The 15,698-nt window shown below is 58.5% G+C and carries 16 protein-coding genes and 1 tRNA gene; 10 read left to right on the forward strand and 7 right to left on the reverse strand.

What is annotated here, in order from left to right; translation table 11 throughout:
• Window positions 1-30 precede the first annotated feature (30 nt).
• Window positions 31-336: a YkgJ family cysteine cluster protein gene (locus tag AD669_RS22435; protein ID WP_053123751.1), complete on the forward strand. Its 306-nt coding sequence runs from the start codon at window positions 31-33 to the stop codon at window positions 334-336.
• A 114-nt stretch (window positions 337-450) separates the two neighbouring features.
• Here AD669_RS22435 and AD669_RS22440 read toward each other — a convergent pair whose 3' ends face one another.
• The 6 genes from AD669_RS22440 to hemA form a co-directional block, all read right to left on the reverse strand.
• Complete coding sequence (locus tag AD669_RS22440; protein ID WP_053123753.1) at window positions 451-969, reverse strand: acyloxyacyl hydrolase; 519 nt, start codon at window positions 967-969, stop codon at window positions 451-453.
• Between the two features lie 112 nt (window positions 970-1,081).
• Window positions 1,082-1,873: a glutamate racemase gene (gene murI, locus AD669_RS22445; RefSeq protein ID WP_053123755.1), complete on the reverse strand. Its 792-nt coding sequence runs from the start codon at window positions 1,871-1,873 to the stop codon at window positions 1,082-1,084.
• Complete coding sequence (locus tag AD669_RS22450; RefSeq protein WP_053123757.1) at window positions 1,866-2,621, reverse strand: molybdopterin-synthase adenylyltransferase MoeB; 756 nt, start codon at window positions 2,619-2,621, stop codon at window positions 1,866-1,868. The genes murI and AD669_RS22450 overlap by 8 nt, the downstream gene beginning before the upstream one ends.
• Window positions 2,615-3,445 (reverse strand): peptide chain release factor N(5)-glutamine methyltransferase, encoded by an 831-nt coding sequence (gene prmC / locus AD669_RS22455; protein WP_053123759.1) that lies wholly within the window; start codon window positions 3,443-3,445, stop codon window positions 2,615-2,617. Before prmC ends, AD669_RS22450 begins: the two co-directional genes overlap by 7 nt.
• A complete protein-coding gene (gene prfA / locus AD669_RS22460; RefSeq protein WP_053123761.1) occupies window positions 3,446-4,528 on the reverse strand; it encodes a peptide chain release factor 1 in 1,083 nt (360 codons plus the stop codon).
• Window positions 4,525-5,811 (reverse strand): glutamyl-tRNA reductase, encoded by a 1,287-nt coding sequence (gene hemA, locus AD669_RS22465; protein WP_053123763.1) that lies wholly within the window; start codon window positions 5,809-5,811, stop codon window positions 4,525-4,527. The genes prfA and hemA overlap by 4 nt, the downstream gene beginning before the upstream one ends.
• A 334-nt stretch (window positions 5,812-6,145) precedes the next feature.
• Here hemA and AD669_RS22470 point away from each other — a divergent pair, with 334 nt between their 5' ends.
• From AD669_RS22470 to ychF, 8 genes are all read left to right on the forward strand, one after another.
• Window positions 6,146-7,870 (forward strand): tetratricopeptide repeat protein, encoded by a 1,725-nt coding sequence (locus tag AD669_RS22470; RefSeq protein ID WP_053123765.1) that lies wholly within the window; start codon window positions 6,146-6,148, stop codon window positions 7,868-7,870.
• A 3-nt stretch (window positions 7,871-7,873) separates the two neighbouring features.
• Window positions 7,874-8,491 carry a lipoprotein insertase outer membrane protein LolB gene (gene lolB, locus AD669_RS22475; RefSeq protein ID WP_053123767.1) on the forward strand — a complete coding sequence of 206 codons (618 nt, stop codon included), beginning with the start codon at window positions 7,874-7,876 and terminating at the stop codon, window positions 8,489-8,491.
• Window positions 8,492-8,494: 3 nt separating this feature from the next.
• Window positions 8,495-9,346, forward strand: a complete 852-nt coding sequence (gene ispE / locus AD669_RS22480) for a 4-(cytidine 5'-diphospho)-2-C-methyl-D-erythritol kinase (RefSeq protein WP_053123769.1) — start codon at window positions 8,495-8,497, stop codon at window positions 9,344-9,346.
• Window positions 9,347-9,382: 36 nt separating this feature from the next.
• Window positions 9,383-9,457 (forward strand) — tRNA-Gln (locus AD669_RS22485).
• Between the two features lie 45 nt (window positions 9,458-9,502).
• The gene (locus tag AD669_RS22490) at window positions 9,503-10,444 is read left to right on the forward strand and encodes a ribose-phosphate pyrophosphokinase (protein ID WP_003171603.1); all 942 of its coding nucleotides are present in this window, start codon (window positions 9,503-9,505) and stop codon (window positions 10,442-10,444) included.
• Between the two features lie 142 nt (window positions 10,445-10,586).
• Window positions 10,587-11,186: a 50S ribosomal protein L25/general stress protein Ctc gene (locus AD669_RS22495; protein WP_053123771.1), complete on the forward strand. Its 600-nt coding sequence runs from the start codon at window positions 10,587-10,589 to the stop codon at window positions 11,184-11,186.
• A 171-nt stretch (window positions 11,187-11,357) separates the two neighbouring features.
• Entirely contained in the window at window positions 11,358-11,942 is a 585-nt protein-coding gene (pth, locus tag AD669_RS22500) for an aminoacyl-tRNA hydrolase (protein ID WP_008079560.1), read from the forward strand.
• Between the two features lie 22 nt (window positions 11,943-11,964).
• Entirely contained in the window at window positions 11,965-13,065 is a 1,101-nt protein-coding gene (gene ychF / locus AD669_RS22505; RefSeq protein WP_053123773.1) for a redox-regulated ATPase YchF, read from the forward strand.
• 183 nt (window positions 13,066-13,248) lie between these two features.
• On the opposite strand, the gene AD669_RS22510 is transcribed toward ychF, so the two are convergent.
• On the reverse strand, window positions 13,249-14,466 hold the full coding sequence (locus AD669_RS22510) for an MFS transporter (RefSeq protein ID WP_053123775.1): 1,218 nt from the start codon (window positions 14,464-14,466) through the stop codon (window positions 13,249-13,251).
• Between the two features lie 467 nt (window positions 14,467-14,933).
• Between AD669_RS22510 and AD669_RS22515 the strand changes: the two genes are divergently transcribed.
• On the forward strand, window positions 14,934-15,698 hold a 765-nt coding region (locus AD669_RS22515; RefSeq protein WP_053123777.1), incomplete at its 3' end, for a transposase.

Consider the following 15,698-nt stretch of genomic DNA (forward strand, 5'->3'; position numbering starts at 1 on the left):
GCACCGCAGCGACTGCCTTACACTGCCGCCATGAAAACCATTCCCCACCAGCAAATCACCGAGCCTGCAGTCACCTGCTCGACCTGCGCGGCGTGCTGCTGCCAGCTCGAAGTGATGCTGATCACCGACACCGGCGTGCCTGATCGCTTTATCGATACCGATGAGTGGGGCGGCGAAGTGATGCTGCGTCTGGACGACGGCTGGTGCGCGGCGCTGGATCGCGACACGATGATGTGCACGATCTACGAAAAACGCCCGCTGATCTGCCGCGAATTCGAAATGGGCGCCCCCGAGTGCCTCGAAGAACGCCAAGGCATCACCACCGCGTACCGCTGATCTACCCGTTTTTTGTAGGAGCAGAGCTTGCTCGCGAACGCGATGGTTCAGTCAACATTCTCATCGACTGACACTGCGCCTTCGCGAGCAAGCTCGGCTCCTACAAGGGTGCGGTTACAACGGCATTGTGTAGTGCAGCGCGTAGCTTTCTACGCCGTCGTTACTGCTGGCCAGGCCGGCGTTGGAATAGTGCGTCGCACGGATCCCGACTTCATGCCCGCCATTGAAACGCAGACCAAAACCGATACGGTCTTCGAACTGGAGCGAGCCGCCAATGTTGTTGGATTCGTACTTGGTGTTGGAGAACGCGGCAACGCCGATCCCCGCTTCAACGTACGGTTTGACCGACTGGCCGGCAAACTCGTAAACAAATACCGGCGAGAACGACAGGCTGTTGTTGCTGGAGGTCTTGTCACCTTCCCAATAGGTGTAGGCGCCGCTCCAATAACCGGTCAGGCGACCGACGTCGCTCTGCAGCCAGCTCTGATCCCAATCAAAATTCATCCCCAGGCGGTAGGTCATGGTCGAATCGCTGGTGGCCCCCACCGCAAATTCAACACCTGCCGCTTGTGCAGTAATGCTTTGCCCCATTAGTGCGGCCGCAATCGCGGCCAAGCAGAATAGTCGCTTCACTTTGAAACTTCCTTTTCCGGAACGATCGTTTGGTTTTCTGGTTAACACAACGCTATAGAAGTCTGCGCCTGAATAGAAGTTCAGACGAATTTCAGCTTATTTCACGTTTTTTTTACAAACCGAAGTTTTGCACATCATTCGCGATTTGCCCCAGCAACGGCAGGACATTTTTGAAGGACTGCAGATCCGCGCTCGTCCAGAATCTGACCGATTGGTTCGGCCCCTCAGCCAGCAGATCGCGCTCGGCCAGCAGCCGTTGAAGTTGCCGCGCCACGGCGGCGCCGGTGTCGATCAAACTGATGTCCGCCGGGATCATCGATTTGAGCATCGGCTTGAGGAAGGGATAGTGCGTGCAACCAAGAATGATCGTGTCGCAACCGTTGGCCAGCAACGGATCGACATACCTTTTCAGCAACGCGCGCAATGTGTCGCTGTGCAGGTCACCGCTTTCAATCAGCTCGACCAGTCCGGGACAAGGCTGGGTAATCACCCGCACATCGGTGGCGAAACGATCGAGTAATGCCGCGAACTTGGCACTCTGCAAAGTGCCCGTAGTGGCGAGCACGCCGACCACACCGCTACGGGTCGCAGCCGCCGCCGGTTTCACCGCAGGTTCCATGCCGACAATCGGCCAGTCCGGGTAATCACGACGCAAATCGGCAACCCCGGCGACGGTCGCCGTGTTGCAAGCCAACACCAACGCCTTGGCGCCCTGCTCGCGGAAAAACCCGGCCATCACGCTGCAGCGCTGGCGGATAAATTCCGGGGTTTTCTCGCCGTAGGGAATGTGCCCGCAATCGGCGACATAGAGCAGCGATTCGTTGGGCAACAACTGCTGGATTTCTGCCAGTACCGACAGACCGCCGACACCGGAATCGAACACGCCGATCGGCGCTTCACGCATGGCGCGAGCCACAGACACTGCAACCCGGATCACGCTTGACGCGCAGCTCACGGAATCGCGAGCCCAGCGCATCGATCAGCAACAAACGGCCCACCAGCGGCTCGCCGAAACCGACCAGCACTTTCAACGCTTCAAGTGCCTGAAGACTGCCAACCAGACCCACCAACGGCCCGACAACACCCGCTTCGCTGCAGGTCAATTCGGCTTCGCTGCCGTGGCCGTACAAGCAGTGGTAGCAAGGGCTCTCATCGCGACGCGGGTCGAACACCGACAACTGCCCTTCAAGGCGAATCGCCGCGCCGCTGACCAGCGGTTTGCGCGCCGCCACACACGCGGCGTTGACCGCCTCGCGCGTAGTAAAATTATCGGAACAGTCGAGCACCAGATCCACCGCTGTCACGGCGGCGGCGAGAGAATCCTCGTCCAGCGCCTGCCGATGGGCGATCAACTGGATCTCCGGATTGATCGCACTCAGACGCTTGAGCGCCGAATCGACCTTGCTCATGCCGACGCTGTCGGTGTCATGAATGATCTGGCGTTGCAGGTTGGTCAGATCGACCGTGTCGAAATCCGCCAGATGCAATTCACCGACACCCGCCGCAGCCAGATACAAGGCGACCGGCGCGCCGAGACCACCGAGGCCGACGATCAGCACGCGACTGTCCTTGAGCTTCAACTGGCCATCGATGTCGATGTGTTGCAGCAGAATCTGCCGGCTGTAGCGCAGCAACTCCTGATCATTCAGCACGGCAGGCGTCCCAGACTGATGCGTTGATGACCGCCCAGATCGGTGCGGCTGTGGACTTCTTCAAAACCGCGCGTCAGCAACAAATCGCGCACGGCTTCGGCTTGATCATAGCCATGTTCGAGCATCAGCCAGCCACCGGCCTCGAGATACTCCGGAGCCTGTTCGACGATCAAGCGCAGATCATCGAGGCCGTCTTCACCGGCGACCAAGGCGCTGGCCGGTTCGAAGCGCACATCGCCTTCGACCAGATGCGGATCGGCCGCCGCAATATACGGCGGGTTGCTAATGATCAACTGAAAACGCTGACCGGCCAGCGAACTGAACCAATGACTGCTCAGCACCGTGGCGTTGTTCAAATGCAGGCGCTGACGATTGCGTTCGGCCAGTGCCACGGCTTCGAGCACGCGATCCACCGCCGTGACTTTCCACGCCGGACGTTCGCTGGCCAAGGCCAAGGCGATCGCGCCGCTGCCAGTGCCGAGGTCGAGCACTTTAGCCGGCGTCGCGGGCAGCAATTCCAGCGCCGCTTCTACCAGCAACTCAGTGTCCGGACGCGGGATCAGCGTGTGCGGCGCGACTTCCAGATCGAGTTTCCAGAAACCCTGCTGACCAAGAATGTAGGCCACCGGCTCACCGCCACGGCGACGTTGCAGGTATTCGGCAAAGGTCAGCGCCGCGTCACTCGGCACGATGCGCTCGGGCCAGGTGTGCAGAAAGCTGCGCGACTTGCCCAGTGCAGCGGCCAGAAGCAATTCGGCGTCCAGACGCGCAGTGGGCGAGTCCGGCAGTTCGGCGGCGCGCAACAGGCTGGCAATGATGGTCATTTATTCACCTATCGCTGCGAGTTGATCAGCCTGGTATTCGGCCAGCAACGGCTCGATCACCGCATCAACGCCACCGGCGAGAATTTCATCAAGGGAGTACAGGGTCAGGTTGACGCGATGGTCGGTAACCCGGCCCTGAGCAAAGTTGTAGGTGCGAATGCGTTCAGAGCGATCGCCGGAACCGACCAGCAATTTGCGCTCGCTGGCGATGGCATTCGCCGCCGCTGCGGTTTGCTGATCGTTGAGTTTCGCCGACAGCCAGGCCATCGCCCGCGCACGGTTCTTGTGCTGGGAACGCTCTTCCTGACACTCGACGACGGTGCCGGTCGGAATGTGCGTGATGCGGATCGCCGAGTCGGTGGTGTTGACGTGCTGACCGCCGGCCCCGGAGGAGCGGAACGTGTCGACGCGTAAATCCGCCGGGTTGATCTCGATCGCTTCGCGCTCGTCCGGCTCGGGCAATACCGCCACAGTGCAGGCCGAGGTGTGAATGCGGCCCTGGGATTCGGTGGCGGGTACACGCTGAACGCGGTGCGCGCCGGATTCGAATTTCAGCTTGCCGTAAACGTTGTCGCCTTCGATGCGCGCGATGACTTCTTTATAGCCGCCGTGTTCGCCTTCGTTTTCCGAGAGGATCTCCACGCGCCAGCCGCGACGCTCGGCGTAACGCGAGTACATGCGGAACAGGTCGCCGGAGAAGATCGCCGCCTCGTCGCCACCGGTGCCGGCGCGAATTTCGAGGAAGACGTTGCGCCCGTCATTCGGATCCTTCGGCAACAGCATGCGTTGCAGGTCGGCTTCCAAAGTGATCAGCGATTCTTTGGCTTCGCGGACTTCTTCCACGGCCATTTCACGCATGTCCGGGTCGTTGTCCTTGAGCAGCGCCTGCGCGCTTTCAAGATCGCTTTGTACGCTGAGGAGCTTTTTATAGCCTTGTACGACCGGCTCGATTTCGGCGTATTCCTTGGAATAGGCGCGGAATTTGCTCTGATCGGCAATGACTTCGCCGTCGCCGAGCAGCGCGGTCAGTTCCTCGAAACGGTCCTGGAGGATGTCCAGCTTATTGTGCAGTGACGCTTTCATTGCGGTTTTTTATCCGAAAAGCTATCCGGTGAGCCCTCGAGGGCAAAGAGTTCCTGGGCCATGGCCAGCGCATCGAGGCGGCCTTCGGCAGAAAGCTTTTTCAGTTGCACGCTGGGCGCATGCAACAGTTTATTGGTCAGGCCACGGGCCAGTTGCCCGAGCACGTCTTCGGCATTACCGCCGTTGGCCAGCAGACGCAGGGCTTTTTGCAGCTCCTCGTCGCGCAAGCGTTCGCTCTGTTGACGATAGGCCTTGAGCACATCGACCGCCGCGAGTTCGCGCAGGCGCACCATGAAATCGTCGGCGCCGACCGAAACCATCTCTTCGGCGGCTTGCGCTGCACCTTGCCGGCTCTTGAGGTTTTCGGCGACCACTTCGTGGAGATCGTCGACGCTATACAGGTAAACATCGTCCAGTTCGCCGACTTCCGGTTCGATATCCCGGGGAACCGCGATGTCGACCATGAAGATCGGCTTGTGCTTGCGCAGCTTCAGTGCACTTTCTACCGCGCCCTTACCAAGAATCGGCAACTGACTGGCGGTCGAACTGATCACGATATCGCTGCGCACCAGTTCTGCCGGGATGTCCGAGAGCAGCACTGCATGGGCGCCGAATTGTTCGGCGAGCAGACTGGCGCGCTCCAGCGTGCGGTTGGCGACGACGATGCGCTTGACGCCCAGCTCGTGCAAATGGCGGGCGACCAGCGTGATGGTCTCGCCGGCGCCGATCAGCAAAGCCTGGCTGCGTTGCAAATCACTGAAAATCTGTTTGGCCAGACTGACGGCGGCAAATGCCACCGATACCGGGTTTTCGCCGATGGCGGTGTCGGTGCGCACCTGCTTGGCGGCATTGAACGTCGCCTGAAACAATCGCCCCAGCAGCGGGCCGATGGTGCCGGCCTCGCGGGCCACGGCGTAGGCCGATTTCATTTGGCCGAGAATCTGCGGTTCGCCCAACACCAGCGAGTCGAGCCCGGAGGCGACGCGCATCATGTGACGAACTGCCGCATCATCTTCATGCACATAAGCACTCGCGCGCAGCTCATCGAGGCTTAAATGATGGTAATCAGCCAGCCAGCGCAAGACGACATCGGCAGAAAGCTGATCCTGTTCTATATAAAGCTCACTGCGATTGCAGGTGGAGAGGATCGCGGCTTCGCGGCTGTCGGTCAGTCGGCAGAGCTGCTGCAACGCCTCCACCAGTTGCTCAGGCGTAAAAGCCACGCGCTCGCGGACGTCTACTGAAGCAGTCTTGTGGTTGATACCGAGTGCAAGGAAGGCCATTCAAAGTCGCTGGTGGTGACGTGAAGCCGGCAATTGTCCTACTTCGTCAGATTCAGAACAACTACCGCTGACTATTGTCCCAATGGTCAGTCCCTATAATGGGCACAATTTGGCTCCTTGTAGGAGCTGCCGCAGGCTGCGATCTTTTGATTGATCGTTCCCACGCTCGGCGTGGGAATGCAGCCCGGGACGCTCCGCGTCTCAAACAACGTCAAAAGATCGCAGCCTGCGGCAGCTCCTACAGGCGATAAGCCGTAAATTGCCTGAGCGGTTATGTTTGGCCGAAGGCTTGTGTCATGATGATCCGACCGCAGGTTAGTCGTCCTCTTCCTATATGAATAGATCTTCCGCGTTGCTCCTCGCTTTTGTCTTCCTCAGCGGCTGCCAGGCCTTGGCACCCGTGTCGCCGGACGGTACGCCGCCGGTCGAAGACACCACGCCCGCGCCTGAAAAGCCCAAGGTTTACAGCTCGTTCAGCGAGGAAACCGTCTTCAGCCTGTTGAGCGCCGAACTCGCCGGCCAGCGCAATCGCTTCGATATTGCGCTGGATAACTACGTGACTCAGGCGATCAATACGCAAGACCCGGGCGTTTCCGAGCGTGCGTTTCGCATCGCCGAATATCTGGGCGCCGATCAACCGGCCCTCGATACCGCGCTGATCTGGGCGAAAAACGCGCCGGACGACCTCGAAGCGCAACGCGCTGCTGCCGTGCAACTGGCGCGCGCCGGGCGTTACGACGACTCGATGGTCTATATGGAGAAAGTCCTGCAGGGCAAGGGCGACACCCATTTCGACTTCCTCGCCCTGTCGGCGGCTGACACTGATCAAGAGACCCGCAACGGTCTGATGAAAAGTTTTGACCGTTTATTGCAACGCCATCCGAACAACAGTCAGCTGATTTTCGGCAAAGCCCTGCTGTTGCAACAAGACGGCGACAATAAAGCGGCCCTGACCCTGCTCGAAGACCATCCGTCGGAAGAAGGCGAGATCGCCCCGATTCTGCTGCGCGCACGCCTGCTGCAAGTGATGAACCGTGGCGACGAAGCGCTGCCGCTGCTGCGAAAAAACATCAAGAAATACCCGGACGACAAACGCCTGCGCCTGACTTACGCGCGCATGCTGGTCGAGCAAGACCGGATGGACGACGCCAAAGTCGAATTCTCCAGCCTCGTTCAGCAATACCCGGAAGACGACGAACTGCGTTACTCGCTGGCGCTGGTGTGCCTCGAAGCCAAGGCCTGGGACGAGGCCAAGGGCTATCTGGAAGACTTGATCGCCCGTGAAAGCCACGTCGATTCAGCCCACCTGAACCTCGGTCGCATCGCCGAAGAGCGTAACGATCCGCAAGGCGCGCTCATCGAGTACGCCCAGGTCGGCCCGGGCAACGACTATCTGCCGGCGCAGTTGCGTCAGGCCGATATTCTGATGAACAACGGCAAAACCGCTGAAGCGCAAAGCAAACTGGCGGCGCAGCGTGACGAAGAGCCGGATTACGCGATCCAGTTGTACCTGATTGAAGCGGAAACCCTGTCGGCCAATAAACAGGACGACAAGGCCTGGAAAGTCTTGCAGCAAGCGTTGCTGCAATACCCGGACGACCTGAATCTGCTCTACACCCGGGCGATGCTCGCGGAAAAACGCAATGATCTCGGGCAGATGGAAAAAGACCTGCGCCTGATCATCAAGCGTGATCCGGACAACGCCATGGCGCTCAATGCGCTGGGTTACACCCTCTCCGACCGCACGACCCGCTACGCTGAAGCGAAGACGCTGATCGAGCAGGCGCACCAGATCAATCCGGAAGACCCGGCCGTACTCGACAGCCTCGGCTGGGTGAATTACCGCTTGGGCAATCTGGACGACGCCGAGAAATATCTGCGTCAGGCGCTGGAGCGTTTCCCTGATCACGAAGTCGCCGCGCATCTGGGCGAAGTGTTGTGGGCCAAGGGCAACCAGCGTGAAGCCAAACAAATCTGGGGCAAGTTCCTCAAGGATCAGCCCGACAGCACCATTCTGCGCAGCACCATCAAGCGCCTGACCGGATCCGAGACTCTTTAACTCATGTTTTTGCGCCACGTTATTGTTTTCAGCTTCATCGCCCTCCTCGCTGGTTGCTCGGGTTTTGGTACTCGCGAATCGGTCGAGGGCCACGGCAGTCCGGCTCAATGGGCGGCGAACAAACAGCAGCTGACCGGCCTCGACGGCTGGCAGATTGACGGCAAGATCGGCATCCGCGCACCGAAAGATTCCGGTAGCGGCACGCTGTTCTGGCTGCAACGTCAGGATTACTACGACATTCGTCTGTCCGGCCCGTTGGGTCGGGGCGCGGCGCGTTTGACCGGTCGTCCGGGCAAGGTGTCGCTGGAAGTCGCCAATCAGGGTCGCTACGAATCGCAATCGCCGGAAGCCCTGCTCGAAGAGCAACTGGGCTGGAAGTTGCCGGTGTCGAATCTGGCCTGGTGGGTGCGTGGCCTGCCGGCTCCGGACACTAAAAGTCGCCTGAACCTGGACGCCGACAGCCGTCTGGCCAGCCTGGAACAGGACGGCTGGAAAGTTGAGTACACCGCGTACACCGAACAAAACGGTTACTGGTTGCCCGAGCGCATCAAGCTGCACGGCACCGACCTCGACGTCACGCTGGTGATCAAGACCTGGCAACCGCGCAAGTTGGGGCAATAACGCATGACCGCTGCACGTCTGACCCTGCCCTCGCCGGCCAAACTCAATCTGATGCTGCACATTCTTGGTCGCCGTGAAGACGGTTATCACGAGTTGCAGACGCTGTTTCAGTTTGTCGACTACGGCGATGAAATCACTTTTGCCGTGCGCGATGACGGCGTGATTCAGCTGCACACCGAATTTGCCGGCGTGCCGCATGACAGCAATCTGATCGTGCGCGCAGCCAAAATGCTTCAGCAACAATCGGGTTGTACGCTGGGTATCGACATCTGGATCGACAAAATTCTGCCCATGGGCGGCGGCATCGGTGGCGGCAGCTCGAACGCAGCGACCACCTTGCTCGGTCTGAATCACTTGTGGCAGCTGGGTTGGGATGAAGATCGCCTGGCGGCACTGGGTCTGACGCTTGGCGCCGACGTGCCGGTTTTCGTCCGTGGTCACGCGGCTTTTGCCGAGGGCGTTGGCGAGAAACTCACCCCGGTCGATCCCGAAGAACCGTGGTATCTGGTGCTCGTACCGCAAGTCTCTGTAAGTACGGCAGAAATTTTTTCCGATCCTTTGTTGACACGTAACACGCCGCCCATTAAAGTGCGCCCCGTTCCCGAGGGAAACAGTCGAAATGACTGCTTGCCGGTGGTTGCAAGGCGTTATCCAGAGGTACGTAACGCATTGGATTTGTTAGGTAAATTTACCGAAGCAAAGCTCACCGGAACTGGAAGTTGTGTGTTTGGGGGCTTCCCAAGCAAAGCTGAAGCTGATAAAGTCTCGGCCCTTCTGACAGAGACCCTTACAGGGTTTGTAGCGAAAGGAAGCAACGTTTCGATGTTGCATCGCAAGCTGCAAAGTCTGCTCTAAAGGAACCAAGTGCACGGCACTTGATGCAACAGATACAGGGGCGTCGCCAAGCGGTAAGGCAGCAGGTTTTGATCCTGCCATGCGTTGGTTCGAATCCAGCCGCCCCTGCCATTTTCTATACTCATCCAGGTTACCCTCAGCCTCTAGGTACTGCGCGTGTCCAAGATGATGGTCTTTACGGGGAACGCTAACCCCGATCTGGCTCGGCGTGTTGTACGTCAGCTGCATATCCCTCTCGGTGACATCTCTGTCGGTAAGTTTTCCGACGGCGAAATTACAGCCGAGATCAATGAAAACGTTCGCGGTAAAGACGTTTTCATTATTCAGCCGACTTGCGCTCCGACCAACGATAACCTGATGGAACTGGTAGTGATGGCTGACGCCTTCCGCCGCTCCTCGGCTACTCGTATCACTGCTGTTATTCCTTATTTTGGTTATGCCCGTCAGGATCGCCGTCCGCGTTCCGCACGTGTGGCTATCAGCGCGAAAGTCGTTGCTGACATGCTTACCGTAGTCGGCATCGACCGTGTTCTCACGGTTGATCTGCATGCTGACCAGATTCAGGGTTTCTTCGATATTCCGGTAGATAACATCTACGGCTCCCCGGTATTGGTGGATGACATTGAAGATCAGCGCTTCGAAAACCTGATGATTGTGTCCCCGGACATTGGTGGCGTCGTGCGTGCACGTGCTGTTGCCAAATCCCTGGGCGTGGATCTCGGGATCATCGACAAACGCCGTGAGAAAGCCAATCACTCTGAAGTGATGCATATCATCGGTGATGTCGAAGGGCGTACCTGTATTCTGGTTGATGACATGGTCGATACCGCCGGCACTCTGTGCCACGCGGCCAAGGCCCTGAAAGAGCATGGCGCAGCCAAGGTCTTTGCCTACTGCACACACCCTGTGCTGTCGGGTCGGGCCATCGAGAATATCGAAAATTCCGTGCTGGACGAGCTGGTGGTGACTAACACCATCCCGCTGTCCGCTGCAGCACAAGCCTGTGCACGTATCCGTCAACTGGATATCGCACCGGTTGTTGCCGAAGCGGTTCGCCGCATCAGCAATGAAGAATCGATCAGCGCGATGTTCCGTTAAGGGCCCTGCCCTTCTCGAAATGTCTCGTTGACGAAAAGCGCCCCGCCCCGGCATTCCTGCCGGGGCGGGGCTTTTTTGCCCATACCGTGTTTGGCGCTGGTCGCAAACGTCAACCCGGTCATGGCTATTTTGGAGATACACAATGAACGATTTTACTCTGAATGCTGAACTGCGTTCCGACCTGGGGAAAGGTGCGAGCCGCCGCCTGCGTCGTCTCGCCGCTCTGGTTCCAGCTGTTGTTTACGGTGGCGAAAAAGCCCCTGAATCCATCAGCATGCTGGCCAAAGAAGTTGCCAAACTGCTCGAAAACGATGCTGCCTACAGCCACGTTATCGAACTGAACGTTGGCGGCAAAAAGCAGAACGTCATCATCAAGGCTCTGCAACGTCACCCGTCCAAGGGTCACGTTCTGCACGCTGACTTCGTACGCGTCGTAGCCGGCCAGAAACTGACCGCTATCGTGCCTGTGCACTTTGTTGGTGAAGAAGCTCCGACCAAGAAAGGCGGCGAGATCTCGCACGTCCTGAACGAAATCGAAGTTTCCTGCCTGCCGAAAGATCTGCCTGAGTTCATCGAAGTCGACCTGTCGGCTCTGGAAATCGGCGCAATCGTTCACCTGTCCGACCTCAAAGCCCCTAAAGGCGTTGAGTTCGTTGCACTGGCTCACGGCGACGACAAAGCTGTTGCAAACGTACACGCTCCACGCGTTGCTCCAGAAGCTGAAGAAGGCGCAGCAGAGTAATTCACTCTGTCATGCCTGAGTGAGCAAGTAACATCGCGGACTGGAACGTAGCGAGAAAGCGGGCGAGAACGCGGAGTTTACATCCATGGTAAATGAGCATTTTTCGTCCACTTTCGCCGCTTTCCCTGATCGCGGCGATGTTACTCACCACTCAAAGGAAGGGCCCCTATCGTGACTGCCATCAAACTGATCGTTGGCCTGGGAAATCCAGGCGCCGAATACGACCAGACCCGGCATAACGCAGGGGCCCTTTTTGTTGAGCGCATCGCCCACGCACAGAATGTGAATCTTGTGGCCGATCGCAAATATTTCGGCCTGACCGGGCGCTACTCGCATCAGGGTCAGGATGTTCGTCTGCTGATTCCCACCACCTACATGAACCGCAGCGGCCAGGCCGTGGCGGCACTCGCCGGTTTCTTCCGCATCAAGCCTGAAGAAATTTTGGTGGCGCATGACGAACTCGACTTGCCTCCGGGCGTTGCCAAGCTCAAGCAGGGCGGCGGCCATGGCGGTCACAACGGGTTGCGCGACATCATTGCGCAACTGGGTAATCAGAATACGTTCTACCGCCTGCGGCTTGGCATTGGCCACCCGGGCGTCGCCAGTATGGTTTCAAATTTCGTCCTGGGTCGTGCGCCACGCGCCGAACAGGAAAAACTCGATGCCAGCATCGACTTTGCCCTCGGCGTGCTGCCGGATATCCTCGCCGGTGAATGGAACCGCGCGATGAAAAACCTGCACAGCCAGAAGGCCTGACTCTACTCCGAGGGGAAACACCATGGGATTCAATTGCGGCATCGTCGGCCTGCCTAACGTCGGCAAGTCCACCCTGTTCAACGCCCTGACCAAATCCGGTATCGCGGCCGAGAACTTCCCCTTCTGCACCATCGAGCCGAACAGCGGCATCGTGCCGATGCCGGATCCGCGTCTGGACGCTCTGGCGGCCATCGTCAATCCAAAGCGCATCCTGCCGACCACCATGGAATTCGTCGACATCGCTGGCCTGGTTGCCGGCGCCTCGAAAGGTGAAGGCCTGGGCAACAAGTTCCTCGCCAACATCCGCGAAACCGACGCGATCGCTCACGTCGTGCGCTGCTTCGAAGACGAGAACGTGATCCACGTTTCCAACAGCGTCGACCCGAAGCGCGACATCGAAATCATCGACCTGGAACTGATCTTCGCCGACCTCGACAGCTGCGAGAAGCAACTGCAGAAAGTCGCGCGTAACGCCAAGGGTGGTGACAAGGACGCCGTGGTTCAGAAAGGCCTGCTTGAGCAACTGATCGCGCACTTCACCGAAGCCAAACCCGCGCGCAGCCTGATGAAGAACATGAACGCTGACGAAAAGGCAGTGATCAAGGGCTTCCACCTGCTGACCACCAAACCGGTCATGTACATCGCCAACGTCGCTGAAGACGGTTTCGAGAACAACCCGCACCTCGACGTGGTTCGCGCCATCGCCGAAGAAGAAGGCGCCATGGTGGTTCCGGTCTGCAACAAGATCGAAGCGGAAATCGCCGAGCTCGATGACGGCGAAGAGAAGGACATGTTCCTCGAGGCCCTGGGCCTGGAAGAGCCTGGCCTGAACCGCGTGATCCGCGCCGGCTACGAAATGCTGCACCTGCAGACCTACTTCACCGCCGGTGTTGAAGAAGTCCGCGCCTGGACCGTCAAAGTCGGTGCCACCGCACCTCAGGCTGCCGGCGTGATCCACACCGACTTCGAGAAAGGCTTCATCCGCGCCGAAGTGATCGCCTACAACGACTTCATCCAGTACAAGGGCGAAGCCGGTACCAAAGAAGCCGGTAAATGGCGTCTGGAAGGCAAGGATTACATCGTCAAAGACGGCGACGTGATGCACTTCCGCTTTAACGTGTAAGCGTTACGCCCAAGAAAAAGCCGCGTTTGATACGCGGCTTTTTTGTGCCTGAGATTTACTGCCGAACCTATTCCCCCTGTGGGAGCGAGCCTGCTCGCGAAGAGGGAGTGTCAGTCACCTCTCAGCGGATGACACACCGCATTCGCGAGCAGGCTCGCTCCCACAGTTGCGGATTGTGTGGCGTCAGGCCTTTTTGGTGCGCGGTAAGAAGATCGCCAACACGCCAAACAGCGGCAGGAACGAGCACAGGTAATACACGTACTCAATCCCGTGAATATCCGCCAGATGCCCGAGCAGCGCCGCGCCTATCCCGCCGAAACCAAACATCAAACCGAAGAACACCCCGGCAATCATCCCGACGTTGCCCGGCACCAGTTCCTGCGCGTACACCACAATCGCCGAGAACGCCGAGGCCAGAATGAAGCCGATCACCACGCTCAGGACGGTCGTCCAGAACAGATCAACGTGGGGCATCAGCAGCGTGAACGGTGCCACGCCGAGGATCGAGAACCAGATCACCGCCTTACGGCCGATCTTGTCGCCAATCGGCCCGCCGAAGAAGGTGCCCGCCGCTACCGCACCGAGAAACAGGAACAGGTGCAACTGCGAGCTCGCCACCGACAGGTCAAACTTCTCGATCAAGTAGAAGGTGAAGTAGCTGGTGAGGCTGGCCATGTAGAAATACTTGGAGAACACCAACAGCCCCAATACCACCAGCGCACTGGTCACCCTGCCCTTCGACAGTCCGTGAGTCGCGGCCTGACCTGCCTTGAGTTTGAACAGGTTCAAGTGGTGCGCGTACCAACGGCTGATGCGGTACAGGACGAACAGCGCAAACACCGCGAACAAACCGAACCACGCCACGTTGGCCTGACCGAACGGAATGATGATCGCCGCCGCCAGCAATGGGCCAAATGCGGAACCGGCGTTACCACCGACCTGGAAGGTCGATTGCGCCAGACCAAAACGTCCGCCCGACGCTAGCCGCGCAATCCGCGAGGCCTCAGGGTGGAACGTCGAGGAGCCGATGCCGATTAGCGCCGCCGCCAGCAGAATCAACGGAAAACTGCCGACCATCGACATCATCACGATGCCGATCAATGTGCAGATCGAACCGGCCGGCAACAGCCACGGTTTCGGATGCCGATCGGTGTGATAACCGACCCACGGCTGCAACAGCGACGCGGTCAGTTGGAAGGTCAGGGTGATCAGGCCGACCTGGGTAAAGGTCAGGCCGTAATTGGCCTTGAGCATCGGGTAGATCGACGGCAAGACCGACTGGATCAGGTCGTTGATCAGATGCGCCAGCGCCACCGCGCCGATAATTCGCATCACCAATGGACTGCTTTGGGGAGCAGCGGGCGCCGAGGCAGCGGCGGTCTGAACGTTGCTGATAGCCATGGAAGATTCCGGACAGCAGATGGGTGCACGCAGGCAGGTGCGTCAATGTGCCATTTTTCAGTGCGTCAGCGCCATCCCCTTAGCCAGCTAACTAACCACCCTGACCTGAATCACCCAATCGTGTAGGAGCTGCCGAAGGCTGCGATCTTTTGATCTTTAAAAAACAACATCAAAAGATCGCAGCCTTCGGCAGCTCCTTGTATGTTGCCCTCACACCAGTCAATTGAGATCTAGGCTCACTGGTGCGGACATACGAAGATGTTTTTCTGGGGGAGACCGATCGCTCCTAAAGGCAGGACTTGCTCCTGACCTTGTCTGTAGAGAGGTCCCCCCGCCTCATTGCCCACCACGAAGAGTATCGAGAAGCCGACGAGTCGGACTTCGCATTACAAGGTTGCAGTGGCATGAAGTTCGAGGTCAGGGGAACCAGGAAGCATTTTTAACCCAGTTCACTCGGAGTTGAAAGCATGAGCATGCATGTCGGTTTGGATGTGGGGTCTCGCACGACCGCCATGGGTTGGCGTAACGACGGTCGTTTTGCAGGCGCCTGCAACATCGACCAAACACCCGCAGGGCGTAAGGCGGCGGTCAACAAGTTGCTCGAACTCAAGCCTTTATCCGTGGTGATGGAAGCCACCGGCATCTATTACCTGGATTTGGCCATGGAGCTCGCTGCGGCGGGTTTGCCCGTTTCGGTTATCAATCCGAAGAGCTTTCATAACTTCGCCAAGCTGATGCTGAAAAACAGCAAAACCGATGCAATCGATGCCCAATTGCTAGCTGAATACGGCGAGCGCATGAGCCCAAGATTGTGGACTCCACCTACAGCCATACAGCTGGAGTTGCGGGCTATCGGAAGGCATATCAATCGTCTGACATGTCATCGCACCCGAGCCAAGAACGAGCTGCATGCGCTGAAGGCTACTCAAACAACCCTGACGATGTTGATTGAAGACGAAGAAGAAGCCATTGAGGCCTTCGACAAGCGAATCGAGCGTTTCAGGCTCGCAGGCCGGGCACTGATCGACAATTGCCCGACGTTAAGCGCCCAGTTCGGGCACATGATCGCAGCGCCGGGGATGGGCGAAATTTCAGTATTTGCGGCACTGGCTGAATTGACGACTTTGCCGGTGACGCTTAAATCCGCGCAGGTCAGCCGACATGCAGGACTCGATGTGCGGCTTACGCAATCAGGTACCAGCATCGATAAACCTGGACGGATAAGTAAGGGC

The organism is Pseudomonas sp. P1.31 (assembly GCF_001269815.1).
Lineage (GTDB): Bacteria > Pseudomonadota > Gammaproteobacteria > Pseudomonadales > Pseudomonadaceae > Aquipseudomonas > Aquipseudomonas rustica.